At 42.3% G+C, this 26,839-nt stretch carries 26 protein-coding genes; 9 read left to right on the plus strand and 17 right to left on the minus strand.

Going from position 1 to position 26,839, the window contains the following annotated elements:
• Window positions 1-135: 135 nt before the first annotated feature.
• The gene (locus tag AC1XUD_RS12380) at window positions 136-2,553 is read right to left on the minus strand and encodes an ABC transporter permease (protein ID WP_483361319.1); all 2,418 of its coding nucleotides are present in this window, start codon (window positions 2,551-2,553) and stop codon (window positions 136-138) included.
• A gap of 413 nt (window positions 2,554-2,966) precedes the next feature.
• Here AC1XUD_RS12380 and AC1XUD_RS12385 point away from each other — a divergent pair, with 413 nt between their 5' ends.
• From AC1XUD_RS12385 to AC1XUD_RS12395, 3 genes are all read left to right on the plus strand, one after another.
• A complete protein-coding gene (locus AC1XUD_RS12385; RefSeq protein ID WP_483361320.1) occupies window positions 2,967-3,890 on the plus strand; it encodes a UbiA family prenyltransferase in 924 nt (307 codons plus the stop codon).
• Window positions 3,887-4,537: a class I SAM-dependent methyltransferase gene (locus tag AC1XUD_RS12390; RefSeq protein ID WP_483361321.1), complete on the plus strand. Its 651-nt coding sequence runs from the start codon at window positions 3,887-3,889 to the stop codon at window positions 4,535-4,537. Before AC1XUD_RS12385 ends, AC1XUD_RS12390 begins: the two co-directional genes overlap by 4 nt.
• A gap of 143 nt (window positions 4,538-4,680) precedes the next feature.
• Window positions 4,681-5,394, plus strand: a complete 714-nt coding sequence (locus AC1XUD_RS12395; RefSeq protein WP_483361322.1) for a hypothetical protein — start codon at window positions 4,681-4,683, stop codon at window positions 5,392-5,394.
• Between the two features lie 107 nt (window positions 5,395-5,501).
• Here the strand turns inward: AC1XUD_RS12395 and AC1XUD_RS12400 are convergent, their stop codons facing one another.
• Together AC1XUD_RS12400 and AC1XUD_RS12405 are read right to left on the minus strand one after the other, a co-directional pair.
• Window positions 5,502-5,927 (minus strand): hypothetical protein, encoded by a 426-nt coding sequence (locus tag AC1XUD_RS12400; protein ID WP_483361323.1) that lies wholly within the window; start codon window positions 5,925-5,927, stop codon window positions 5,502-5,504.
• 83 nt (window positions 5,928-6,010) lie between these two features.
• Window positions 6,011-6,442 carry a hypothetical protein gene (locus AC1XUD_RS12405; protein ID WP_483361324.1) on the minus strand — a complete coding sequence of 144 codons (432 nt, stop codon included), beginning with the start codon at window positions 6,440-6,442 and terminating at the stop codon, window positions 6,011-6,013.
• A gap of 179 nt (window positions 6,443-6,621) precedes the next feature.
• On the opposite strand from AC1XUD_RS12405, the gene AC1XUD_RS12410 reads away from it, so the two are divergent.
• Window positions 6,622-8,733: an HRDC domain-containing protein gene (locus AC1XUD_RS12410; RefSeq protein WP_483361325.1), complete on the plus strand. Its 2,112-nt coding sequence runs from the start codon at window positions 6,622-6,624 to the stop codon at window positions 8,731-8,733.
• A 41-nt stretch (window positions 8,734-8,774) separates the two neighbouring features.
• On the opposite strand, the gene AC1XUD_RS12415 is transcribed toward AC1XUD_RS12410, so the two are convergent.
• From AC1XUD_RS12415 to AC1XUD_RS12475, 13 genes are all read right to left on the minus strand, one after another.
• Window positions 8,775-9,440, minus strand: coding sequence for a hypothetical protein (locus AC1XUD_RS12415; protein ID WP_483361326.1), 666 nt, complete (start codon window positions 9,438-9,440; stop codon window positions 8,775-8,777).
• A 2-nt stretch (window positions 9,441-9,442) separates the two neighbouring features.
• Complete coding sequence (locus AC1XUD_RS12420) at window positions 9,443-10,204, minus strand: hypothetical protein (RefSeq protein WP_483361327.1); 762 nt, start codon at window positions 10,202-10,204, stop codon at window positions 9,443-9,445.
• Between the two features lie 126 nt (window positions 10,205-10,330).
• A complete protein-coding gene (locus AC1XUD_RS12425) occupies window positions 10,331-12,418 on the minus strand; it encodes a T9SS type B sorting domain-containing protein (RefSeq protein WP_483361328.1) in 2,088 nt (695 codons plus the stop codon).
• Between the two features lie 191 nt (window positions 12,419-12,609).
• On the minus strand, window positions 12,610-13,068 hold the full coding sequence (locus tag AC1XUD_RS12430; protein WP_483361329.1) for a hypothetical protein: 459 nt from the start codon (window positions 13,066-13,068) through the stop codon (window positions 12,610-12,612).
• 25 nt (window positions 13,069-13,093) lie between these two features.
• Window positions 13,094-13,543 carry a hypothetical protein gene (locus AC1XUD_RS12435; RefSeq protein ID WP_483361330.1) on the minus strand — a complete coding sequence of 150 codons (450 nt, stop codon included), beginning with the start codon at window positions 13,541-13,543 and terminating at the stop codon, window positions 13,094-13,096.
• A gap of 56 nt (window positions 13,544-13,599) precedes the next feature.
• Window positions 13,600-14,142: an RNA polymerase sigma factor gene (locus AC1XUD_RS12440; RefSeq protein WP_483361331.1), complete on the minus strand. Its 543-nt coding sequence runs from the start codon at window positions 14,140-14,142 to the stop codon at window positions 13,600-13,602.
• Between the two features lie 210 nt (window positions 14,143-14,352).
• On the minus strand, window positions 14,353-15,306 hold the full coding sequence (locus AC1XUD_RS12445) for a transketolase family protein (RefSeq protein WP_483361332.1): 954 nt from the start codon (window positions 15,304-15,306) through the stop codon (window positions 14,353-14,355).
• A 20-nt stretch (window positions 15,307-15,326) separates the two neighbouring features.
• On the minus strand, window positions 15,327-15,899 hold the full coding sequence (locus AC1XUD_RS12450; protein WP_483361333.1) for a hypothetical protein: 573 nt from the start codon (window positions 15,897-15,899) through the stop codon (window positions 15,327-15,329).
• Window positions 15,893-16,873, minus strand: coding sequence for an AAA family ATPase (locus AC1XUD_RS12455; protein ID WP_483361334.1), 981 nt, complete (start codon window positions 16,871-16,873; stop codon window positions 15,893-15,895). The genes AC1XUD_RS12450 and AC1XUD_RS12455 overlap by 7 nt, the downstream gene beginning before the upstream one ends.
• Before the next feature lie 81 nt (window positions 16,874-16,954).
• The gene (locus AC1XUD_RS12460) at window positions 16,955-17,812 is read right to left on the minus strand and encodes a transketolase (protein WP_483361335.1); all 858 of its coding nucleotides are present in this window, start codon (window positions 17,810-17,812) and stop codon (window positions 16,955-16,957) included.
• A 96-nt stretch (window positions 17,813-17,908) separates the two neighbouring features.
• Complete coding sequence (gene bcp, locus AC1XUD_RS12465; protein WP_483361336.1) at window positions 17,909-18,367, minus strand: thioredoxin-dependent thiol peroxidase; 459 nt, start codon at window positions 18,365-18,367, stop codon at window positions 17,909-17,911.
• Window position 18,368: 1 nt separating this feature from the next.
• Complete coding sequence (locus AC1XUD_RS12470; protein WP_483361337.1) at window positions 18,369-20,315, minus strand: M23 family metallopeptidase; 1,947 nt, start codon at window positions 20,313-20,315, stop codon at window positions 18,369-18,371.
• Window positions 20,316-20,354: 39 nt separating this feature from the next.
• Window positions 20,355-20,966 (minus strand): fumarylacetoacetate hydrolase family protein, encoded by a 612-nt coding sequence (locus AC1XUD_RS12475; RefSeq protein WP_483361338.1) that lies wholly within the window; start codon window positions 20,964-20,966, stop codon window positions 20,355-20,357.
• Between the two features lie 272 nt (window positions 20,967-21,238).
• Between AC1XUD_RS12475 and AC1XUD_RS12480 the strand changes: the two genes are divergently transcribed.
• The 3 genes from AC1XUD_RS12480 (at window position 21,239) to AC1XUD_RS12490 (ending at window position 24,830) form a co-directional block, all read left to right on the plus strand.
• Window positions 21,239-21,877: a C40 family peptidase gene (locus tag AC1XUD_RS12480; RefSeq protein WP_483361339.1), complete on the plus strand. Its 639-nt coding sequence runs from the start codon at window positions 21,239-21,241 to the stop codon at window positions 21,875-21,877.
• Window positions 21,878-22,005: 128 nt separating this feature from the next.
• Window positions 22,006-23,181, plus strand: coding sequence for a hypothetical protein (locus tag AC1XUD_RS12485; RefSeq protein ID WP_483361340.1), 1,176 nt, complete (start codon window positions 22,006-22,008; stop codon window positions 23,179-23,181).
• A complete protein-coding gene (locus AC1XUD_RS12490) occupies window positions 23,178-24,830 on the plus strand; it encodes a hypothetical protein (protein WP_483361525.1) in 1,653 nt (550 codons plus the stop codon). Before AC1XUD_RS12485 ends, AC1XUD_RS12490 begins: the two co-directional genes overlap by 4 nt.
• Before the next feature lie 180 nt (window positions 24,831-25,010).
• On the opposite strand, the gene AC1XUD_RS12495 is transcribed toward AC1XUD_RS12490, so the two are convergent.
• Window positions 25,011-25,670 (minus strand): HAD family hydrolase, encoded by a 660-nt coding sequence (locus AC1XUD_RS12495; RefSeq protein ID WP_483361341.1) that lies wholly within the window; start codon window positions 25,668-25,670, stop codon window positions 25,011-25,013.
• A gap of 218 nt (window positions 25,671-25,888) precedes the next feature.
• Here AC1XUD_RS12495 and AC1XUD_RS12500 point away from each other — a divergent pair, with 218 nt between their 5' ends.
• Both AC1XUD_RS12500 and AC1XUD_RS12505 read left to right on the plus strand, forming a co-directional pair.
• Complete coding sequence (locus AC1XUD_RS12500; RefSeq protein WP_483361342.1) at window positions 25,889-26,344, plus strand: hypothetical protein; 456 nt, start codon at window positions 25,889-25,891, stop codon at window positions 26,342-26,344.
• Between the two features lie 11 nt (window positions 26,345-26,355).
• Complete coding sequence (locus AC1XUD_RS12505; RefSeq protein WP_483361343.1) at window positions 26,356-26,826, plus strand: hypothetical protein; 471 nt, start codon at window positions 26,356-26,358, stop codon at window positions 26,824-26,826.
• Window positions 26,827-26,839: the final 13 nt, after the last annotated feature.

Below are 26,839 nucleotides of genomic sequence, written 5' to 3' on the forward strand. Positions count from 1 at the left end.
GGTTTTCAAGATTTGCGTGTATTTTGATTTGGGGTTAAAGGTGAGGCGATTAACGGTTAACAAAGGGTTGGTTGGCGGATTCTTTTCTCTCGCCGTTAACCATTGACCTTTTCGCCCTTTAACCCCTTTCCACTATTACTCCATTCTAAGCGATTTCACCGGATTCATCAATGCAGCTTTTATTGACCTGAATGAAATTGTTAAAATGGCGATTACGAAGGATAGTAGTCCCGGCAGGATAAATAGCCAGGCTGTTACGTCAACTCTGTATTCAAAACTCTGGAGCCATTTGTCCATTCCGTAATAAGCAACCGGAATAGACAAAACGAATGCGATGGCCAGTAACTTGGCAAAGTCTTTGAACAAGAGTACGACAACACCAGCAACTGAGGCACCCAGAACTTTTCGTACGCCAATTTCTTTGGTACGTTGCTCTGCTGTAAAAGTGATCAGCCCGAATAGTCCAAGGCAGGCAACTAATATGGTCAGACCAGCAAAAACGCCTAAAATCTCTCCGGTTTTTTGCTCGGCTTTATAGGTGTCATTATATCGGTCGTTCAGAAATGAATATGAAAATGGAACTTCCGGTTTAAACTGATCATAGTTTGTTTTCATTTTGGCCACTAACTTGCTGATATCCTTTGTATTAGCCTTTACAATCATCGTACCCGCGTCATCTCCTAATATCATAACCAGTGGTGCAATTTTCTCATGAAGCGAACGGAAATGAAAATCCTTAACAATACCGATGATACGGTACGTCGACTTTACCCCGTCATTATCGCTCCGACTGATCGTATGTCCAACTGCCTTATCCTTCCAGCCCAGCATCTTGGCCGCGGTTTCGTTAATGATTGCGCCTGTTGAGTCGGTACCATAATCCGTTGAAAAATTCCGTCCCAAGGCCATCTTCATTCCCAAAGCTGGTATATATTCAGTATCGACATCATAGCGTAGCGTCTTGACAAGCTCCGTTGTTCTGTCGTCCGGATATACCGCATAATTATTGTTATAAGACGGCCCGGCGGGGAGATAACCTGATATACTTACACGTTCGACCCCTTCTGTGCGGATAAGTTCTTCCTTGAATGCATCTTTATTTTTACCTAGAGCCCATGCATCCGGCAAAACCAAAACCTGCTCTTTTTCGTAACCTAATTTCTTATTTTGAATATATCGAAGTTGGTTATATACCACCATCGTCCCGACCATCAGTGTGATAGATATGAAAAACTGTACGATCACCAATCCATTGCGAAGACCGATACTATTCCGATCTGAGGTAATCCTGCCTTTTAAAACAGCAACGGGCTTAAAAGAGGAAAGGAAAAACGCCGGATAACTTCCTGCAAGCACGCCTACAATTAAACCAAACGCCAATATAGTTGGGATTAGAGACGGCAAACTATCCAATTGCAAAGACAAATCTTTTCCGGAAAGCTCGTTGAAAAGTGGCAATGAAAACACACCAAACAACGTGGCCAAGATCAAAGCAATTGAAGTAATGAGTATTGATTCGATCAGAAATTGCCATACCAATTCACTTTTCTGTGAACCCATTACCTTACGCACTCCCACCTCACGAGCTCGCTTGGAGGCACCGGCAGTCGACAAATTCATGAAATTGATGCAGGCGATGATTAGCATTATTATTGCTACCGCCCCAAAAATATATACGTATTTGATGTCTCCATGCTGTCCGAGATCATATGCAAAATCGGACCTAAGATGGATATCCGTTAAAGGTTGCAGATACAATCCCAGGTTATTTCCCTGTTTCCTGAATTCGGCCATGGTGACGCCCATCGCCTTTTTCAATTGCGGGCTTAAATATTTGTCGATTGCCTGCGGGAGTTTTGCCTCAAGGGTCTTATAATCTGTTCCTTTCCGAAGCAGGAGATATGTAAAATATTCGGAGGTCATCCATGAGTCTGATTTTGCATCGTTGACGCCAGCCATGGAGCCGAAAATATTAAACCGGAATTGAGAATTGACAGGAATATTTTGAATCACGCCGACCACTTTATATGGCTTGTCGTCCCCCTTCAAATTCAGAACTTTACCAACCGCTTCCTGCTTTCCGAAGTATGTTTGGGCTAGTTTTTCGGTAATCACCACTGTATAAGGATCAGCCAATGCTGCGGTTGTTCCTGCTGAAAGCGGTAAAGTGAATACATTAAAAAAACTGGGATCGACAAAAGCAACGTCTTCTCCATCAAACCGAATTTGATTGATATCTACTGACGAAAACCACACCTGACGGAGACGAGCTGCATCTTCCACCTCAGGAAAATCAGATTTCAGCGCAGCAGCCACGGGCGGCATAACATGCGACTCGTTGATCTGTCCTCCCTGCATGGTTCCTTTGAAGAAGACCCTAACGATCCGATCTGCATTTTTGTTGAAAAGATCGAAACTCAGTTCGTCCAATACATATAAACTGATCAACATGCATGATGCCAGCCCTAGTGCCAGGCCAACAATATTGATAGCAGAAAAAGCGCGGTTACGCAGGAGATTCCGCCATGCAATTTTGAAATAATTTTTGATCATATCCTTCCGATTTTCGGTGAGAAAAATGGAAAGGACGCGGCTGGATTATTTCCCACCGCAACCTTTCCCATTCTATTTTATTTATGGCTAACAGATTGTCACAACAATGCATAAACCAGTACATTGCATAACATAGTTCCTTGCTTACAATATTAATACCAGGATTTCAAAAAACATATTATCAAACTACCAACCTATGTATAACAAACTCATAGTAAGCATGTTAAATAGAGAAATTCTTTTTAATCAGGTCATAAAAATTAAAAGCTAATTTCTAACAACTAAAAGCCCATGTCCGTTTTCGAACATTTTTGTACGGTTTCGGGCAATTCGTAATATCGGTAGTGCAGATTGACTGCCTTTTGTTTCGGGGAAATGGAAAACGCTAACTTTACAGATATTTCTTAACCCGGATGAATTCCAAAATCATTCATTTCATATTTTTTGCCAACTATTTTGTGGGCTTTCTGGCGCTGGCATTATCCTTTGAAACAGCCTTTCAAATGGGCATTCCATTTTGTTCAGGAACATATTACGGGCTTTTGTTTTGCGTTACGGTGTGGTATTACACCTATGCATACAGGGGTGCGTCCAATAACCCCGGGAGTACCAATCCAAGAACCCACTGGTATTACACGCATCGTTCGTTTATTGGCAAAAGTCAGGCTATAGTATTGTTCGTCAGTATATTATTGGGACTGTTACTGGTTCTGGAAAATTGGAGGGGTATAATAAGCCTGCCAATTTACTTCTGGCTGTTGTTTTTGATTCTCATTCTGTCTGCAGCATTTTACTATGGGCTGGTCCCCAGGTCGCTTTATAGTTTTAACTTGCGTAACACTGGCTGGCTTAAAGCTTTCGTAATCGGTTTTGTGTGGGCAGGATGCGTGAATATCCTGCCCGTCGCCATGGCCCATATTGAGCATGGCACGGATATAACACAGCCGGGCCTGATGCTTTGGCTCTTTGTAAAAAACTGGATGTTCTGTACAGTAAATGCAATCATGTTCGATATAAAAGACTATGAAGACGACAGCAATATCCAGCTCAAAACCTTTGTGGTGAGGTTTGGTCTATACAATACCATATACTTCGTTCTAACACCCCTATTGATGGTAGGGCTTACAGCACTTCTGATTTTCACTGACTATCGTCACTACCCCACCGTTTCTATTTTCTTAAATGCAATACCGTTCTTCTGCTTGCTCTTGGTGGCGTTTTCACTGAACACGCCTAAAAGAATTCTTTATTATCTGATCGTTATCGACGGTCTGCTGCTTGTAAAAGCAGTATGTGGCATTTCAGGAGCACTTTACATGCAGCACTTCCAGATATGACGACGCAAAACAATTATGATAACATTGCCTGGATATATGATGCGTTGAGTCGGCTTGTGTACGGAAACTCTATTCGACAGATTCAAATAGACCTACTGGACAGTATTCCTGCGAGGGCCAGAATTCTAGTTGTTGGTGGAGGAACCGGCTGGATATTGGAAGAAATTAGCAAGATTCATCCGTCGGGTTTAGAAGTTACCTATGTGGAGATTTCAAAAAATATGATCCAACTGGCCCGAAACCGGCACATTGCTGATAATGTCGTCGAATTTGTCCATCTCCCTATCGAAGATTTCCATCCTGATTCGAAGTTTGACGTCATATTTACCGCTTTTCTTTTTGACAATTTTGCTTTAACACGAATTCATACAATTCTCAGCCAACTAGACCTTCTGTTAAAACCAAAAGGTATCTGGCTCTTTGCCGATTTCAATACAAGCAAACCTACTTCGGATTTCTGGCAAAAATTCTTATTGAAATCGATGCTGCTATTTTTTCGGGCCATAAGCCATATAGAAGCACGAACTCTTGAACATACGGCTCCCCTCTTCCTTGCTCAAGGTTACATTGAGCTCCAGACATTTCACAGGTACCGACTATTTATTAAATCCATCGTATATCAGAAAAATAATCCGGCGAGTAGCTAAGGTTATTAAAATCCGGACCATTTCATATTTATTCAAATAAGCAGAAGTAAAATTATTGTGATTTATGGACTTTGTTGTATTTTTAAACGAGCACGTTTTGATCTCAAAATGTGGAGCATTGTTTTCGCGTGTTCGTATATTATATGAAAGTTTTCAACACAGCCCTAACACTTTTAACATTTATTGCTCTAGCAGGTTACTGCCAGGTTTCTAACCAGGGATTGTCGGTAAGAGTGAAATCTGGAACTCCGATTTCGAAGGCAGTTCCGGTCGAAAACAGATTCTTATATCCTCAATTCTTGCAATCCACGATTACTTTTAAAAACGGTGCGACGAATAATGCAAGGATGAATTACAATCTGGTTTTCGGAGAAATCCAATTTATTGCCGCGAATGGAGATACGATGTTATTAGCCGACCCTGAAATCGTCAGCGAAGTTTTGATTGGATATGACCTATATTATTTCCTCAAAGGAGAAGGCCACGTGAAGCAGGTGTTGTCAGACAACAACCTCATCCTCACAAAAAGAGAAATGCTGAGCTATTCAGGAACGGAAAAATATGCGTCTTACGGGCAATACTCCGCCACTGGGGCTATCACCACCTATTCTTCGTACAGCCCCGAAGTTGGTAATGCACAGCAATTGGCGAAAAACACGATGACCGTTCTTGTGAGAAGAGCAAAATTTTATTTCATAGATAAAAATCAAAAGTTTTATCCCGCGACCCGGTCCAGCCTTTTTCGCATATTTCCAAAAAACAAAAAGGCACTTAATAAGTACTTCGATCAAAACCCCATCAATTTTGACAATGAAACTCAATTGAAAGACCTTGTCAGCTTTTGTTCAAATTTTTGAGTTAAATATTTCATCTTGAGTAATATTTCCGTCGTTCCGTAACCTACCCGCTTTCTCAGCAGTTTGGCGATATTTTGGTATTCGGGTAATAAATCGGCGCGAGCTGACTAGTCAGTGATAACAACCTCCGTCTCGCCTTTTTTCAATTCTATATGGCAGCAGTTATGGCCTATTAAAAAGGATTTACTGATAACGACCTTTCCATTCTTTCTTCCGGTAAATCCGAATGCCTGACCATCCTTATTGGTGTCCTTCATATTACCATCGCCCAGCAACGGATAGGTACCATACTTTTGCTGGAGTGTTAGATCCTCGATAAACTTTGTCTCAATCTTTTTCCCCGTCGCCAGTTTGGTGATGTAATAGTCGTCCAGTTTATATGGATTTCCTGATTTATCCTTGATTTTGAGTGATATAGTTCTCAATTCAAATGTACAGCCTACAGGTTGAGAACAGTCATCGACTACCACCGCGTCGGTGTTATCGGAGCATGAAAAGGCAAACGAGATCAATATGGCTAATAGCTTTTTCATATGCTGAATTATAGTTTCAATTCTCGGTATTGGGTAAATTTGCTAACACAATACCATTGAATATCAATCAGTTTCGCGAGTTTTCACTTGGCAACAATTACCTTCGTTTCTCCCTTTTTCAATACAATATGGCAGCAATCGTGGCCGATCGTCAGTATTTTGGTCACTACTACTTTACCATTCTTTTTACCGGTAAACTCAAAATCCTGACCTGCTTTCGTAGTATTATCTATTTGGCCATCATCCAGAACAGGATACATCCCATACTTTTGCTGATACTCCAACTCAGCAACGCTATTCAGGACAATCTTTTGCCCGGTCGCTACCTTGGTGGTATAGTATTCATCCAAGCTATACGGATTCCCTTCCTGATCCTTAATTTCCAGAGCAATAGACATATATACTTCTGTGCAAATCTGGTTTTCAGCACAATCACCGGCGACAGGCTCGTCATTGCCGATTGTGCATGAAAATATGAGCGGAATAAGAATTAAAATGGCTAATAGCTGCTTCATAACGTGCTTATCGTTTTCGTTTTTTATAAGAGTCGCAAAACGTAAAATTGGTTGGAAAAAGAAGTGAGGTGAAATTTTTCCATTTCAACCTTAAAATATACCCTCTAACAAGATAACAAAGTGCTGACACTTAGCTTTTTTTGTAGCCTGATATTTCAGCCGCATTTGCCCGCTTCATCATGACGACTAATACACCTCTTCAAATTGCATCAGAATTTGTTCATCATACGAACAAAAACGTCTTCCTGACTGGTAAGGCCGGAACAGGAAAAACGACGTTCCTGCATAACCTAAAAAAGACGTTGCACAAACGGATGGCCATTGTAGCGCCGACCGGAGTAGCGGCCATTAATGCAGGTGGCGTCACTATCCATTCATTTTTTCAATTACCTTTTGGTCCGCATATACCCGGAAGTATCGCTGCGCCGGGAAGTGTGCATAAATATTCCAAAGAGAAAATCAACCTGGTCAAGGGCCTTGATTTACTGGTAATTGACGAAATCAGTATGGTGCGGGCTGATATGCTCGACGCTATTGATGAAGTTCTTAGAAAATACAAAGATCGGAGTCGATCCTTTGGAGGGGTTCAGTTATTAATGATCGGTGATTTGCATCAGCTGTCGCCGGTAATAAAGGAAGAAGAATGGAAGGCGCTTCGAAATCATTACGATACCGTGTATTTTTTTGGAAGCCAGGCACTACGGCTAACGCATCCTGTCAGAATTGAACTAACCCATATTTACCGACAAAGCGATACCACATTTATCGATTTATTGAACCGCGTTCGGGAGAACAAACTGGATACCGAAACACTGGATTTGCTCAACCAGCGCTATATCCCCAATTTCCGACCTGACGCAGACGAAGGATATATCACGCTGACGACGCACAAGGCGAGTGCTCAAAAAATCAATTCAGAAAAGCTCCAGAGCGTTCTCGGAAAAAGTAAGACCTTCGAGGCCATTGTCTCGGGCGACTTTCCGTACTTCTCCTACCCGACCGAACAGACTCTGGAGCTGAAAGTCTGGGCCCAGGTGATGTTTGTCAAAAACGATTCGTCACGAGAAAAGCTTTATTATAATGGGAAAATCGGGCAAATCACGAAGATTGGGACCGACACAATTTATGTACGATGCCAGGATGATGATACCGAACTCGAAGTAAAACAGGAAGAGTGGAAAAACGTGAAATATGTCCTGAATGCGGAAACGAAGGAAATAGACGAAGAAATCATTGGCAGTTTTACCCAGTTCCCGCTCAAACTGGCCTGGGCGATCACCATTCACAAAAGCCAGGGACTGACATTTGAAAAAGCCATTATTGACGCCAACGAATCCTTTGCACATGGACAGGTATATGTCGCATTGAGCAGGTGTAAAACACTGGAGGGCATGGTATTGAGTTCGAAAATTAACTCTGGAAGTGTCAAAACAGATGGCACTGTAGCGGCATATTCGAAGGACGCGGGAGACAATATTCCTGACGAACAACAACTTACAAAAGCAAAGATTGACTTTCAGCGCCTGCAACTCCTGGAACTTTTCGATTTCGGAGAAATAAAGAGGGCATTGTTTCAATTTAAAAAAGTGCTGGATGAGAATCAGACTATCATGAATCCAGCGGCTTTGGAAGTTCTGAAACCCATCAAAGAGCAAGCCGAGGTGGAGATATGCGCTGTTGCGGATAAATTCAGAATTCAACTGGAATCGTTATTTTCTGAAAACGTCTTACCCGACGAAGACGAAACGATCAAAGACAGGATTCAAAAAGCATCAGCGTATTTCCTCAGCAAAATCGATTCCATATTATATCCTGATATCAAAGACTTTGCGATTGAAACCGACAATTCCACTTTGAAAAAAACGGCCTTGCTTTTACTCGAAAACCTGCAGAAAGCAGTTTTCGTAAAACACGCCTGTATGTCGGCTTCTGTAAAATCATTTAACTCTCTTGAATATATGAGGGTGAAGGCCAATGCCGATATTGATTTCAAATCAAAAGCAGATGAGCCATTAACAACAGTGCCAGCGCAATTCCGAAAAGGCATGAAGAACGGGCACATTTTTGAAAATCTGAAAGCCTGGCGAAACGACATTGCGGCTGAAAACGACGTTTTGGATTACATGGTCTTACCGATGAAAACGATGCTGGAAATAGCAGAAACCGCGCCGGTGACGGTAAAAGATCTTGGTAAGATAAAAGGTATTGGCAAAACCAAACTGAATCAACATGGCGCGGTTATATTGAAAATCATTCGGGAGTCCAAGGCTAAGAATAGTAAGAAAAAATAACTACCTGGAATCAAATATGAACGCACTTTGTCGACATGATATCATTTCCGACCTGAGTAATCCAAAATTCCTCTCGAAGATATTTCCGACTTAATCGCTCTGTGTTTCCTCCCGTTTTTAGCTCCAAAGATGGTAAGCGTAATTCCACCTCCCAGACCCACCAAGCCACCTACTATTTGAGGAGTCCCCCTCTCACTATCATCAAATGCAGTATTAACCAACCCTGATACATACAAAACCGCTCCTACGTGAATAGCCGCAATTCCGGCAACAATTGAAGTAATAGCATTGGATTTATATTTCGACTTTGCCAATATCAGTTGGTCATCTGACCACCCCGCAATTTCCCTCTGAAAGGGAGTCTTCGGAACTGCTCTGTAGTACTTTCTAGCCTGAGAAGATTCTTGATTGGCCATCCAGAGACTAAAATCATCCACATCCCCGTTGCCATACAGGATTTTCAAAATCATATATTTTGGCATCAAATTTTCGGTCAAAGTATCTCCGGAAACGCCCTTATATTTGATTTCTTGCAGACCTACCTCGGTAATTTTAACCCGGAGAGTATCCTTTTTCACGGTATATATTTGGTCCGCTCCTCGCTGCTGCGCGTAAAGAGAATCAGCAATGGCTACCACAATGAATAATCCCCCCACAAAAGTCTGGAATATCCATTGGAACATAAGATTTCGTTTATGTTCTTTCATTTTTAGAATTGATAGATGAGAGAGACGGAAGCACTTCGGGTATTTGAGTTAAAAGAAGGACGAAACCTCAACTGTCCTACCGACAGCTTCCTTACCGCCAGCTCTTCTTCAACCATAGTCGCTTTTTTCCTGTATTTCTTGGCCTTCACTCCATTCGCGATTGTAATCGGAATTCCGGCCCCTAATCCACCGATAAGCATAATCTGCCCGATTTGCCTTTTATCGTAGTCATCGGTATAGTAGCCATAAACGCCGTCATTCCCCCTGCTGCTGCTAATCAGAGCAATACCTATAATTGAAAATGTTAGTCCCATCGAACCTGAAACAATCGACGTTACCTTTCTCGCATGGGCCTTCGAGTTATAAAAACCGAGCGCCCCTTTTAACTCGGTTGGGCTCCAGTCTGATAGTCTGGTTGTGAAATCAGGAAAAAGCCAGGGACTGGAAGGGTAATAGATCATCGCTTCCGGATTCCTGCTATTAGGCCTGACCGCAGCAATATGAAAAGCTTCCGTGTCCCCGTTGCCGTATACCACACGCGCAATGTCGCTTTTGAGTATATGAAAAACAGGTCCATCCGGATCGTTCGCCTTTTTGTACTGGAACGAATTGTCGGTCACAACCTGTATTTTGCATTCGATTCGGGTACTGTCCTTTTTTACAATTAAGTCATTTCCTCTAACCTGCGCATAGGCTGATTGGTATATCATTGCAAAAAGGAGCAAGATACCAACAAGGAAGATTTGTCGGGTTTGAAAATTCATGTTGCTGGCTAATAGTGAAAAAATTGATTCAGTAGATCTATTTTGTCACATAAGTAACTGGAAATAGATTTATACTTAAAAGTGATGTTACACTGGGAAATCTATGGATACGGGTATCACCTATGCCTACCGTATGATCAACACAGTTCTATTAAACGAAAGCTCTTCCCCTGATTTGCTTTCTATTACAAGACTATATGGATATGTCCCAGCAGGAACGGTCTTATCTCCCGATATACCATTCCAATCAAACTGTTCTGCTGAAATATTTTCTTTCGTGAAAATGACTTGTCCCCACCGATTATATACTATGAATTTCTTGATCGTCAGGTCCGTTAAGTTTCGGGACGCTACCTTAAATGTTTCATTTTTCCCATCCGTATTGGGTGTAAATGCGTCGGGGATATATATCGGGCAGTTTTCCTGTAAAACGAAAGAACGGGTTTCAGTCCAGCACTCTTTTTGATCGGATTGACGGATAGCCTTTACAGTAAGTGTGTAAGAACCTTCCGCCAAATCAGAAAATGAAGGAATGGTGCCGAAGTTCTGCCCATCCAGGCTATATACCAAATCAGTTCTCAGCGAGCGGCTTTGGGCCTCTACTCTTCCATTCGGATGCCCACACACCGGACCCGAAATCTTCAAGTCTTCCAGATCAATCGGGGGTGCAGAATTATCTGGTATATCAAAAGCCTGACTCACAACGCAGGATGCATCGTCCTGAATATAGGCCGTGTAAGTCCCACTTGGCAGGTTGTCGAATACGGCACTATCCTGAAAAGTGTTTCCGTCCAGACTATATTGCAGCTTCCCCACGGCTTTGGCAAATATATTTGCGGTACCGTCGCTGGCTCCGCATCCAGTCTCAGTGATTTCAATATCCGTGATTGCAGGCATGGATACACGTGTAATATCTACCGTCGCTGTCGAAGAACAGCCCTCGACGACGAAGCAGGATATCTCATAAATGCCGGCTGACAAATTTGCAAACATCCCTGAGCTTTGCTTCGGTCCATTATTCAGAGTATATGAGACTGATAAATTTCCGTTGGTCGTCACGCTCAAACTTCCATTTTGTTTACCACAAGATTCGGGAGTAATCTTTAAATCATTGTTTAAATCGGGAGGAGCTGCATTATTCACCTCTGCGCTAGTGAAAGCAGTGCATCCATTTTTGTCTTTCACTGTAATATTATATGCCCCTGCTGAAAGCTTCGAAAAGGCATTGGAAGTTTGAAAATTGACACCATCAAGGCTGTACATTGTCGGCGCGTTCGCCACTGCAATAAAGGCTTCGATTTGAATTGAACCATCTTTGTTCGTGCAATTTTCAGGAGTTCCGGACACTGAATTGATTACCGGATTATCAGAACCGACCGTTGCTTCCGTAGTCGCCTCACAACCATTTTCATCTCTGGCCACAATTTTATATCCTCCTGCCGCTACCTCAAAAACATTCGAAGATTGAAAATTGCCCCGGTCCATACTGTACTCAACCTTTCCTATATTGCCCGAGACAGCGACCTCGATTCTCCCGTTAATCCCCAGGCAAGGCATATTTGTTACCGTGGGCTTCAATGCCATATTTCCTATTTTTATCTCAACAGGCAAGGCCGGACTTTCGGTGTTATATAAGGTTTGGGTTACATAAAATGTGGTTGTTTGAGTGATATCTGGCGAGAATTCATTGCCCCGTTTCAGGAGTTTTTGCTTATTTATATCGGCATACCAGCGAATATCTTTCCCTGTTACTTTCAGGTTGATGGGCTGGCCAGCGCAATAATTATTGGGTGATTTGAAAACGAGCCGGTACATCTCAAAAGTGCCTGGGCTGGAATCACCGCAGTTGCCGGCCTTATAGGTGCCACTGAGTTTTTCCTCAATAGGGTCATATGCAAGTACCACCTCACTAGCCAAACACCAGTACCCTCCGGGAGGATTGATCTGATCCAGAAATTTAGTCTCGTCAAATTTCAGAATATTGTTTACAAAGGTTCCCTCAATCTGCTGTTTGGAGTAGGCATTGCTCCCATCAGCCACTTGTCGGCTATACCCGCCAATTACCGTCCCCGACTGCGTAAGAACAAAGCTATATGGCCAGTAACGGCTGGTGCCATCCTCTTTTTGAACACCCTGCCATATGCCAGAAATATCCTGCCCCAGTGACATGATTGAACAAAACAATAACGCCGTTGAGAGTAAACTTTTTATCATGAAAGCGTATGTAACTTGATATATAACAAGTTACGACTTTCTCATACCTTCTCAAAAAAACGATAGCCTCAGGCTCTTTGGCCATATCTATTTCCATCAACCGATATCCACATTGAACAGCCGTGCTGGAAATAAAAAACCCGTCGCAAATAACTCTGCAACGGGTAAGAAATATGTAATAAGCCGATTTACTAATTTGGATTGTGTTCTCTTCTTTGTTTCAACCGCTGAATGAGCATATCGTTGAATGTCTTTTCAGCCTTATACAACTCCACAACCTGATTTGCCGAAATAACTTTGAGAAATTTGGTTTGATATTCCTTCTCGAGATCCAGGTCTTTTTGTTTCAATTCCTGCACTTCCTTCAAGTTCCCTAAAACTTGTTCATCCGTCTGACCTTCTGCTTTTTTTTCGTTGATAATCCTGCGCTGCGCACGATGTATTTCTCTTCGTTTTTGGGAATACTCATTATATACCGGCCAAAAGTCCTTGGACTGTTCCGTTGTCAGATTCAGTCGGTTGGTAATGATCGCCACTTTTGCATCCTGAATCCGCTTAATTTCTTCGTCCGATCTGCCCTGTGCCTGAACGCTTACAGTCACTGTCAGCATCAGAATCAGGCCATAAAGAACGTTCGTTAACTTTTTCATTTGTAATAATCTCATTTTCGTTAGGTCATATTTTATCCAAACCTCCAGGCGTGGATTCCATAATTTGTTGTTGCAAAAACTCGTCATCCATTCCATCCAGATAAAACATCACTGTCGAATCGGTCTCGAATGCTTTTTGCACCACCTTTTGTTCACTCAAATCATAATAGCTAATATTCTGATCTTCAAGATATTCCATAATCGAAGCATCACTTACCTCCGCCAATGGCTCCTTACCCAATGTCCCCTGACGCTCAGGAACGGTAATCCATACAAGTACCAAAATCAAGACCATCGCCGAAGCTGCCAAACTCCCCCATTGCCACGACCATATCCGTTGTTTTTGACTATGCAGTTCAGACCCGGAAGTAATCCTTGACTGAATAACCTGCGGCAGTTTTTCGAAATATCCGTCCGGCACAGAAAAAGGCGTTTCCTTTTTCAAATCTTCGAGCCGTATCCGATTCTTGTCCATATTTTTTGTGACTTTCCCTTTTTACAAAATGTTTGACATTCGCTGATACGAAAAGTTTAATCGGTATCGTTTAAAAAATCTTCTATTTTCTTGGTAGCCCAGTGATAAGATGCTTTCAGTGCACCAACTGACGTTCCGGTGATCTCCGAAATCTCCTCGTATGGCAGATCTTCGTAATATTTCAGGTTGAATACAAGCCGCTGCTTTTCCGGCAATTTCAGCAAAGCCTTCTGAAGTTTCAGCTGAATAATATCACCCGAAAGCTCCGGATCTGATTCCAGTTTATCGCTCAGCTCACCTTCCACATCGTGGATAGGGATAAAAAACCGCTTTCTCTTTTTGTTAAGAAAATTGATGGCCTCGTTGCTCGCCACGCGATACAGCCATGTGTATAGTTTGGAATCTCCCCGGAAACTGTCCAATGCGTTCCAGGCTTTTATAAAGACATCCTGCGTGATATCGTTTGCATCGTCATGATCAACGACCATCTTCCGGACGAGCCAATAGATTTTCTGCTGATATTTACGCACCAGCTGATTAAACGCATTCCGGCGCGTTTCAGGATTTGCAAAAAGGCTTAATAACTCTTCGTCCGACATTTAATCATTGATTACCCGCCGGCATCGCCTCAGGTACTAAATCTGCTAATTGATCTCAAAAAAACAATCCTGAGAGTTTAATCAACATCAATATTAGCGGTTTTATTACAATAGGTCAAATAAAAATTTAAGTCATACAACAGTGCTCCTGGAAGCCTGTTATATGACTTAGAATTTTCTGAATCCGTTCGGGATAACTCCCGTCAGATATTATTTTCTTGCGATTGCACGTTTAGCGGCAGCCACGATAGAGTCAGCCGTTAAGCCATATTTCTCCATTAATTGGGCTGGCGTTCCACTCTCACCAAAGCTGTCATCCACAGCCACATATTCCTGAGGAGCCAAAAGCTTTTTAACCAACACCTGTGCAACGCTATCGCCAAGGCCACCGATACGGTTATGCTCTTCAGCGGTTACAACACAGCCTGTTTTTTCAATAGATTTAAGAATTGCTTCTTCATCCAAAGGCTTGATGGTGTGGATATTGATAATTTCAGCATTGATACCCTCCGCTTCCAATTTCTCGCCCGCCTGAATTGCTTCCCATACCATATGCCCAGTTGCAACAATCGTCACATCAGTACCTTCGTTCACCATCCATGCTTTTCCGATTTCAAATTTCTGATCAGGATCAGTGAAAACCGGAATGACAGGACGTCCGAAACGTAGGTACACCGGTCCTTCGTAATCAGCGATTGCGATGGTAGCGGCCTTTGTTTGGTTGTAATCACACGGGTTGATCACGGTCATTCCAGGCAACATTTTCATCATACCGATATCTTCGAGGATCTGGTGCGTTGCACCATCTTCTCCCAAAGTCAAACCTGCGTGAGATGCACAGATTTTTACATTTTTACCTGAATATGCTACACTCTGACGGATCTGGTCATATACACGCCCAGTTGCAAAGTTTGCGAAAGTAGTAGCGAAAGGAATTTTGCCCCCCAAAGTAAGACCAGCCGAAATACCGATCATATTTGCCTCCGAAATACCACACTGAACGAAACGCTCAGGGTTTTCTTTGATAAAGGGTTCCAGTTTTAGTGAACCGACAAGGTCAGCACATAGCGCCACCACGCCTTCATTTTGTTGTCCCAGAATATGCATTCCTGCACCAAAGCCAGAACGGGTATCTTTTTTCTCTGTGAAAGTGTATTTTTTCATTATATGATATTTTCTAATTCTTAATTAACTGCTGCTATTTGTTGTAATTTCTTCAAAAAATAAGTCGCACTCGGGCAGTTTGGATGATTGGCTGCGTTAAGGATGGAAAAACCGTTACTTACCATTATCCTAGCAAAAACTTTTTTATCACCAATCCCCCTGCCTAGATACTGCTGACGCAATTCTCTTAATTTTTCAAAAGGAGCATCTTCTTGCTCAGGATGTTCAAATTGAAAATCATTTGAATTGAAAATTGTATTCAGAGTTTTTGAATCTGCAAGAAACCATGCCTCAATACACCGAACAGCCACAACCTTTGCAATATCGTCAGCTGTGATAATCTTATCTTTCGCGGTTGAGATATCATCACAATCATCTAAATCTCGTAAAACTAAAATTATGTCTGCACTCTTATCTCTGAGAATCTGGACATTACTTTCTATCTTATCTTTTGAAAGATTGTCTTTACTGCCGGCAACTATGACCTCATGAACGAACTCTAAATTATTGTCTTTGAAGTATTGTTGGAAGTTTTCAGATTTTAAAATTATTCGTTCTGTGTATCCTTCAACAATAAATCCAATTTTCACCACGGCATCCCACCTCCCAAGGCACCCGAAAACCAAGCATCGTCCGTGGCTAAACCATGCAGGTTCATTCCCTGAATTTGCTTAATTTTTGTTTCTCCATTGACTTTATCCACCAGAATGATCTCATCTGGTGTCAGGGTTTCAACTAATGATTGAGAATGAGTGTTAAGCCAAATGTAATGACCCTTTTCTTCACAAGCTGCTCTAAAAAGATTAACCAATTCTTTGATTACAAATGGATTGAGTCCATTCTCTGGCTCTTCAATGCATAAGAATTGGGGTTCATCTGATTGATAAACTGCTGTTAGTAAGCAAAGAATATTAAACGTACCATCGGAAATTAGATCTTTTCTGAAAGGTCGTTTGATTCCTTTCTCATAAACAAGCAATGTATCAGTACCACTTAATTCACTTGATTGAATTTCCACCTTTTCAAAACCCGGAATTAGCAATTGCAGATATTCGGTTATCTCTTCGCTTTTTTCGTCGTCTTCAAGAACCCGATTCAAGACATTTTCTAAATTGGAGCAGTCTAATGAAAGGCTCAAATCATCCTTAAAATTCAATTTCAGATTTTTCCTGTTTCCAATGAATATTCTTGAAAATTTTGTCACGAAAAACACATCACCTTCGAGTAAAGATTTGTCCATAATCTCCTCTACACCCCAACCCTTTGAAACCGACCCGTTCCCGCTAAAATCATAAACTGTCGAATACGGATAATGAGACTCGATATCCAAGTTTATCTCTATTTTCTCACTTACATGCTTATTTGATAAGAGATCCTCCTTACTACCGAAAACACGATGAAACTGTCCCGGAACCGAAACTCTAGCCATACCAAACTCCAAAGCCTCAAAAATATTCGATTTCCCTACACCATTTGCCCCTACGAAAACTGTAAAGGGATTTGGTTCGACGATTTCGAGATCGACGAGAGACTTGAAATTCTTGATATGAAGACTTTTAATTTTCAATATAATGCCTAATTCAACTTCTACAGAATCTCATTGTTATCTGAGGCAAGTTCTAAAAGCTAACCCCTAAAAGCTACTAGCTTAATAGTCTCCCAAAGTCTCCTCCAACTGGCCCAACGCAGCTGCCAATTGTTCGTCGTTTGGCGCAACACCGTGCCATTTGTGACTGCCCATCATGAAATCGACGCCGAAGCCCATTCCAGTGTGAAGCAATACCATGATCGGACGACCGTGACCTAATCTGCTTTTCGCTTCATATAGTCCCTTCACAATTGAAGCCATATCATTTCCTTCTTCGATAGAAATGACTTCCCAGCCAAATGCTTCGTACTTTTTGCCAAGATCGCGGTTGTTCATAACCTTCAAAGTAGGTCCGTCGATTTGCTGGCCGTTTAAATCTATGAATGCAATCAGGTTGTCAACTTCGTGGTGAGGAGCAAACGTTGCTGCTTCCCAAACCTGTCCTTCCTGCTGCTCGCCATCGCCCATCAGAACGAAAACGGTTTTGTTATCCTTGTTCAATTTTTTAGCAAGCGCCGCTCCGATCGCTACAGACATTCCTTGCCCCAAAGAACCAGAAGCAATACGAATTCCTTCCAAATGCTCATGGGTAGTCGGGTGACCTTGCAATCTTGAATTCAGCTTTCTGAAAGTAGCCAGTTCCGACACCGGGAAATATCCTTTACGTGCCAAAACGCTGTACCAAACCGGTGAAATGTGTCCGTTTGAAAGAAAGAACATATCTTCTCCCGTTCCGTCCATATCGAAAACGACTTTGCCATTTTCTTCATTCAGCTTCATTTGCTCGAAATAAAGCGCTACCAATAAATCTGTACAGCCTAAAGAACCGCCCGGGTGTCCCGATTGGCAACCATGCACCATGCGAACGATATCCCTGCGTACTTGCGATGCTACCTTTTCTAATTGTTCAATTTCCATTTGTTATTATTATTGGTTGGTCACGCAAGCAATTCTATATACCCGGCTTGCGAAGTGTAAAATTCGTACTTACTATAATGTTACTATGACTGATTATTACTCAGTTTTATGAAGAATTTGATCCGTGTGATGTCCCGAGTTCACCTTTTGAATTATTTCCTCAATGACGCCTTTTTCGTTGATAATAAAAGTGGTACGCAAAACACCCATATATTCTCTTCCGAACAATTTCTTTTCGCCCCATACACCATATGCCTCCACTATTTTATGATCAGGATCTGCAACCAGTGAAAAAGGCAGGTTGTGTTTTTTAATAAATCTGGCGTGCGATTTTTCATTATCCACACTCACTCCCAGCACCATATATCCTTTGGCAAGCAAACTGTGATAGTTGTCTCTCAAATTGCAGGCTTGTGTGGTGCAAGTCGGCGTATTGTCTTTCGGATAAAAATAGAGAACTACCTTTTTCCCTTTAAATTCTGACAGGCGTATCTCTTTTCCATCCTGGTCTTTCGCAATAAATTCGGGTGCCTTATCACCAGCTTGCAGCGTCATATTATTTTTTCCTTCGTTTTTTGGGGGTAACCTTCTTTTCTACAATATCGGTGCGCAAGATAGTATTATTTCCCGCCCGATCTACCACTTCTACGACCAACTCCCCCTCAAAAGGTATACTATTGTCCAGCTTTTCTGACCAAATATACCCTCTTTTATAATCATAATTTAACAATACCCACTGACCGTTTACGCGGGCACTGAATTTGTCAATCCCTGACATGTAGTCACTTATAAAACCAGTGATCCGTGTCGGGCTGTTTTCCGTCAGCCGAACTTTCGGCCCAACAGTATCCGTTTGCATGTAGAATGTTCCAAGCTCCCTTGCCCTGAACCGTATTTGATTATTATCCCATGCTCCGCCGGTAAAAATATACTCCCCGTTTGCATATCTGTACATGTGCGATCTTTCCTTAACAAGAGGCAACTTATCGGGTGTAAAAGTCAAATTAACATAGTCTTTTAAAGCCACTGCTGGGTCATTGACGGTCAGCGAGGTAAAACTTGTTTTACCCGTCACATACAGCGTATCAAATAAACTGGAGCTATCCGTTTCGATTGACCATTTGTCTGCGACGAAACTTTGTGGGATTTCCGGAACCAGCAGTTTTCGCAAATAAGTCTTTGTCGTTACAGTTCCGATCCGCACAGAATCTGGTATAAAACTCCTTAAATCAGACACAAAAACGGCCTCTCCACCCTGATATCCCAATGTCTTTACTTTAATTTCTTTACCAGATGCATAAAAAGTGGCGGTAGGATCCGGGTCGTAAAAACCCGCAGCCTTTACCTTATATATGTTTTCAAGAATATCAGCGCGCACGATTCCGGGATTCTGCTTTTTATCGGAAGCGAAGTTGTTTGCGATGTTTGCTTCCCCCTTAATATCAAAAATAAGTTCACTATAATTCTCATAAGAATCTGATATTCTGATTTTTACCCGATGAGTTAATGTATCATTGATAAATAATTTACCCTGATATGCATTGGTTCGGTAGAGATCAAATTTGTTGCCATCTGGCACATAACATCTCAAAAAGCGTTGCCCTGTTTCCTGTTCCTTTTCATAGTCGATCAGGTTATTATAGTCGCGGGTGGCGGCGATCGGGAAAATTTCCATGTTATATGAGAAAACTTCCTGGCCATCCATTCTGATCTCAATACATTGGAGACCATATCTGAAACCCGTGCCAGTCATTTGATCAAAAGCTTTCAGATCGATCCCGATCATTCCGGTCGCGGTTAATGTGTCCGGCAATCTCCAGGTGCCATCTTTCAGCCGAACCGGCTCATATTGTCTGCGTGCAAAAAAGCCATTCACTCTGGCGTTCAGATCCATCGGCCTTACCGCGATGCTCACAAATTTTGGAGGAGTAACGTCCTTTATTTCACTAAAACCAAAAAACAATGGGTTAACATAATTGTCTTTCGAATCCCTGATTTCGAAGTGTAAATGTGGCCCTGCCGATCCGCCCGTATTACCCGAAAGTGCGATAAGCTGGCCTTTTTTATAACTGAATTTTTCCGGTTCAGGGAAAAGATCAAGTTCAGATTGTTGCGATTTATATTGCTCTGCTCTGACATACTCGCCCAAAGCCCCCGTGAATTTCTGCAAATGACCATATACGGTGGTTTGGCCATTGGGATGACGAAGGAAGATCACATTTCCATATCCACCTCGCTGCACAGCCACCTTCAACACATATCCGTCTGCAGCAGCATACACCGGCAATCCTTCCACCTGTTGGGTACGAATATCCAATCCGGCATGAAAGTGATTGCTACGTAAATCGCCCAAACCTCCGGCCAGCGAGTTTGACAGCCCCGGACGGATCGGAAATTGGTAATACCCTTTCGGATAAGACTGTTTTTGAGCCATTAACGAGCCCAAAGAAATAGAGAAAACAAGTACAGCCAGACGAACCTTCAACCAAAAATCAATATACATGCAAGCGGAATATCACTTTAATGTCCTCCACGGACCAATCTATTTAACAGTCAAATTAAGCAGCTCTTTACCTTCCAGAAAGCCAGTCAGTTTATCGCCAATCTGCACAGGCCCAACACCTTTTGGTGTTCCCGTAAAAATCAAATCACCTGTTTTCAAGGTGAAGAACTGAGACACGAATGAAATCAGGTAATTCACGCGATATAGCATCATTGAACTATTGCCTGACTGGCGGGTTTCGCCATTGATAGTCAAACTGAAATTCAGATTTTGAATATCCTCGTAATCGCTGATATTCACAAAATCCGAAACCGGTGCAGAACCGTTGAAGGCTTTTGCAAGCTCCCACGGAAGACCTTTTGATTTCAACGTCGATTGAAGATCACGGGCGGTAAAGTCAATTCCGAGCGCGATTTCGCTATAATATTTGTGGGCAAACTGCTCCTGAATATTCTTCCCAACTTTGTTGATCTTTACTACAAGCTCCACTTCGTGGTGGATATCTTTGGAAAAATCGGGATAAAAGAAGTCCTCACCGGGCTTCAGAAGCGCGGTATCGGGCTTTAAAAATATAACGGGGGCATCAGGACGCTCATTATTAAGCTCTTCTATGTGTTCGGTGTAATTACGGCCTACACAAATAATTTTCATTGGACAGCGAAATCAAGATAAATAAATACCAAAACTGGTTTGAAATTAGTCAACAAAGCTACTTACATCGAGGGGAGCTACATAACTTTTGTGCTGATTTTTAATTATTTCCGGTGGCAGGAATTATTTTTATAGCTCTTTCCCTTCCCCATTCAACATTTTTTCGGAGATGTGTCGTTATTTGCAGTGATAAGTAATATCAGTTTTCGCATGAATAAGGTTTGGCATATGCCTGTTGTGCAAAGTTCAAGACTTAACCGTTTCGCCGCCAGATGTATAAACAACTCCTTTCAAAATTATTGCTAACTCTCACACTTTCAGCAGTTATATTCTCCTGCGACACGCTAAAAAAGAAGCCATCATCGTCTTCAAGATATAACTCTCCGAACCGAAAGCCTTCTGGAAACAAATATGCCTCTTCCAAACCAGGCACCAGATCGGCTTCCAAAACGACGTCGAGCCGCCCGCCTGCATCCAAACCAAAAACCCTGTATACCAAGCCAACAGTACCTTACCGTGAAGAAGTTGGCAGAGTAATTGACCGCGCCAGAGATTATACCGGAACTCCTTACAGATCAGGCGGTAATGACCGAAATGGAATTGATTGCTCGGGGCTTATATGCTCCGTGTATTCAGAAATTGGTGTTAAAGTGCCGCGCATTTCATGGCAGCAATCAGAGTTTGGAAGTGAAGTAAACGGCATCAAGGACATTCAACCAGGCGACTGGGTGTTTTTTGTACCTGAAGCCGGAAAAGAAGGATATGTGTCGCACGCCGGAATCGTGACGGACGTTCGAAATGATCAGGAAATCATATTCATTCACGCGTCAACCTCAAAAGGCGTACGAGAGGATAACCTGTTTTCCACCTATTTCAAAAGCAGATTCGTGAAGGCCATGCGCCCTTTTTAAATTTTCCCCATATTTTTACATGAATATTGACCTGTATCCTGCTTATAGGTATGACGATTTCAAGCCCAAAAGTTCCTACTCAACGTTGTATATGAAACTCAATTCAGTTCCCATCAAAATATCAATCGATGCTTAACGCGGGAGCCAGGGAACTCAAAGTTCCAATCTACGTTTATGCCACCATTCTGTCGTCCTTGTCCATCATTTTGGGACTTATCTGGGATATTTGCTGGCATATCAGTATCGGTCGTGATGGACTGTTTTCGGCACCTCACCTGCTCATTTATGCGGGAGCCGTAATTGCAGGCGTATTTTCAGGATATGAAGTATTACGAAAGTCATTTTGGGGTAGTATTGCTGAAAAGGAGGCCAGCGTCAAAATCTGGGGCATTTTTTACAGTTCTCTCGGTGCTTTGTTTTGCATATGGGGTGCATTTATGATGCTCACGTCCGCGCCTTTCGACGATTGGTGGCATAACACATATGGACTTGACGTAACAATCCTGTCGCCCCCGCATACCGTTCTGGCATTGGGTATTATCAGCGTTCAGTTTGGTGCCATGATTTGTGTTGTTGCTTTTAAAAACAGATTGATATCCGAGGCAGCTCCTGATAACAGAAAACGCCTTAGTTCCCTGCTTTTTATCCTTTTTGCCATTGCATCGGGTATACTGTTGACAATGTGGTTCACCTTGCTTTCCGAACAACTCGGCCGCATGCAGTCTCACGGATCCGAGTTCTATATATACGGAGGAACCGCTTTCCCTTTCCTGTTACTATGTATGGGCCGGGCATTTGATCAGAAATGGACGATCACAGCAGTTACTTCGGTTTATACAATCATTATGCTGGTAACTCTTTGGGTAATTCCTTTGTTTCCGGCAGAGCCTAAATTGGGTCCGATTTATAACCATATTGATCATTATCAAGGTTTCATTTTCCCGCTTCTGATTGTCATTCCTGCAATAGCAGTGGACTACCTGCGCTTTCGATATAAACATCTGAATGACTGGAAATTATCGCTTCTTTTAGCGACAGCCTACCTGCTTATATTCTTTTTCGTTCAATGGAATATGGGAGCATTTCTAATGGAATCGCCATATGCCCGTAACTGGTTTTTTGGAAGTACATCATGGTATTTTGGCAACGATCCAGATTGGGAATTCAGATATAAATTCGCTCCATGGATGCTGGAATCCACTCCCGAGCTCATAAAGGGCCTTCTGATCGCCTGGGTATTATGCATATTGTCAACACGTCTGGGTCTGAAATGGGGCAACTGGATGAAAAAAATTCAGAGATGAGAAGTTTCCTGACAGCTATCCTATTAATATTACTTTCACAGCTTGCGGAGGCGCACGTGGGAAGCGCGGGCGTGCAGATGCAGGGACAGGCTGGGCCTTATACCATTATGGTTTCAGCACAACCGCCTGATGTTATACCAGGCACCGCTAATGTCACTGTTTTTATAGAAAATGGAAAGGCTACCCGGGTTTCAGCACGTCCTATTTATTTCAGAAACGGAGATAAAGGCGCTCCCGATCCCGAAGCGCTTCAAAAAGTGGAAGGATCGTCAGAGCAATTCAACGGAATTGTCTGGCTGATGACACCAGGGTCTTCCAGTATTCAAATTGAAATAGACGGATCACTCGGAAAAGGAATGATGATCGTTCCGGTGGCGGCAGTTTCGACTGCTCAGAAATCAATGCCACCACAATTAGGAATCGGGTTGGGTATTGTCGGCCTTCTGCTTTTTATATTGATTATCACAACCATTGGCGCAAGTGTCAGCGACGGACTTTTGAAACAGGGAGAACAGCTTTCTCCAAAAGCTAAAAAGAAACGCTGGGTCAATATGGGTGTAGCCAGTGCGATATGCATTCTTATTTTATATGGAGGAAGCAGCTGGTGGGATAGCTGGGCAGCCAATTACCGGCAACATTTATACAAACCTTTAACGGGAACAACAGCAATATTGTCAGAAGGTACAGACCGAAAATTTCAGATTAAAATCGATACAGTTCAATGGAATGAAAACCGTCGCGGGAGCATGCTGAGTACGCTAATTCCAGACGACGGGAAACTGATGCATTCCTTTTTAATACGTATTCCTGAATTGGATGCCTTTGCCCATATTCACCCGGAAAGAAAGGACAGTACAACTTTCGAAGCGAAACTTCCCCAACTTCCGGCCGGAAAGTATGTGGTATATTCCGATATCCTGAGATATTCTGGTTTTCCTGAAACGATTACAGATACATTGACTATACCTGAGTTTCAGAAATCAAGCCCTCTGATTGAAACAGCAGAAGACGACAACTATATCACCACCGAACCCATCAACGCCGGTATAAGGGGATTCCCGACAGACAATGTGGTGATATGCGGCAAGCCAGGAACCAAAACAGTATTCAAAGACAAATCTTACGCAATTTGGGAAGGGAAATCTGACAAACCCATGATTGCAGGCCAGCCATATCAGCTCGCTTTCGAAATATTCAATCCCGATGGAAGTGTCTGTTTGCCAGAGCCATACCTTGGAATGCTTGGCCATGTTGCTTTGCTCAAATCGGATGGTTCGGTTTATATTCATTTACATCCTAATGGTACCTCGCCGATGGCCGCGGCCCAGACTTTCAAAAAACGACTGGCTGACACGTCCAATATTTACCGGATCGAGAATACGATCGCTTTCCGCGACAGCGTCGACAATTACCTCGCAAAACTCAACGCTCTGCATGTGCTAGATCGCGAGCAGCAGCTGATGACCGAAATGGGTATGTACGATGCCAAGCCTGACGGAACCATGTCAATGGAACATGGAAACCGGCTCACATTTCCATATGCTTTCCCTAGAGCAGGTAAGTATCGGATTTTCCTTCAAATCAAACGCAATGGTGTTGTACAAACAGGTGCCTTTGATGTGAATGTGAAAGACCAGGAGGTGTTGTAGTTTATATAAAATGATTTGCTACGCTTTCAGGGTTTGCCCTGTGCGCGGCTTATGGTTTGCTATAATAATATCCAATTCGTAGTTATAGCAAGTCCCGACAACTGATATGATTATAGCAGTATCAGTGGATATAGTAAACAGAACCGCAACGTGGTGACATAACCTTATCCCGCACCCGGATTATTTAAAAAGCGCCTGAACCTTATCGAAAGTCATTTCCTGATAATCAGGAATGTAGAAATCGCATACAGGCAGCTCCTCGATGGTATGTGAACTCAAAACACCCACAACACGCATACCCGCATTTTTTGCAGCCGATATCCCCGAAAATGAGTCTTCAAAAACAACACATTGGTTGGGACTTATACCCAAAATAGAAGCAGACTTAAGATATACTTCCGGATCAGGCTTATGTTTGGTCACATTTTCGCTGGCCAAAAGAGAACCGAAATGAGATGCAATTCCTACTTTTCCAAGTATCAGATCCATATTAGCTCTTGGCGCAGAAGTTCCGACGCCTAGTTTCACAGAGTTATTTTTCAAATCGAGAAGGAAGGGAACGAAACCCGCGATCGGGTCAACATAAGGCTCGTATATTTTCCGGAAAAGACTTTCCTTTTCGTCTTCCAGTTCAAGTAGTTCTGCTCCGGAGATAGGTCGTTCCAGGAAATGACTCAGAATATAACTGTTACTTTTACCGAACATATACCGTGCAAAATCGTCGTCCGTTGGTGAAAGGTTTCTTGAAGCAAAAAACTCCCTGAAAGCGACTGAGTGGTAAGGATTGGTATGGCAAATCACACCATCCATGTCAAAAATTACTGCGATCTCTTTATCCATACCGTAAATTTAGAGAAGTAGCTCCTATTTTTAAAAGATTTAGAAGCCATATGCCCAAACGACATTGTCATAGAATTATTTCTAAAAATTTACCGAATGGACTGAGTTAAGATTTTTTATCACTAGCGATTGATTTATATTTATACTTTATTAGCATCAAATATTCATCAATATCCTCTTCGTAAACGAAATAGAAAAACTTCACTATAACTTCACTTATGACTGAAAAGGATCAATTGTCAAAATTTGACAACAGTGTCACATCAGTATCCACTGGAAAGCTTTCTGCAGTTGAGATTTATGACAAGTTTGGCGCAATTGCATACGGAATAATCTTGCAGATTATCCCCCAGCCACAGCTCGCTCAGGAAATCCTTGCCGATGTTTTTTCGTCGCCATTGCTATTAACTTGTAATAGCTATCCTTTCTCTTACGCGGCATGCGTCATAAAGCTTGCAAGAGCGAAGGCGGTGGATGCCAAACGAAGGTTGATGACACTGTCTTCACCAGACTCTACCTCAGCGGGTGTCGTGGAGGTTACCCCTCAGCAGGTTTTTGAGCTTGCATTCTGTAATGGTTATTCGCCGGACGAGGTTGCTGACAAACTTTCTATTTCTAAATTGGAGGTATTGAAAGCTTTACATAACTTTTTTAAAACTCAGCGTAGCGCTTAACATATAGAGCAGTGGAACTTAATGAAATAATTTCGAGTGGAATTTTAGAAGCGCAATACCTTGGTCTCAACACACCGGAAGACCAGAAAAAGGTTATTGAATTGGCGGAAAATGATGCTGAACTGAGTGAATATCTCTCCCATTTGGGAAATACCATTGAAAAACATTTTCAAACAGTGGCGGTTCCTCCGCCGCCGGTGATAAGAAAGCAGATTCTGCGAAGAACCTCTCGTTCTGAGATTCAGAAAGCCAGAAAAAACCGGAACGGAGAAGAAACTGGCACGAGAGGACCTCAATATCTTGATATAGAGGTAAATGACACCTATATTAAAGTACATAAATACTGGCGACCCGCATTTATAATAGTATTCGCTCTTTCCAAAATATTTCTGATTCTGGGACTGTACTATTATTTCAAATCGTCGAGTCTGGAAAAACAGCTGGAGCATCTCACACCTACTGTGAACGTAACCGACCATTAAGAATGGTCGGCTT

This window comes from Dyadobacter sp. HNCC25DJ184 (assembly GCF_056895215.1).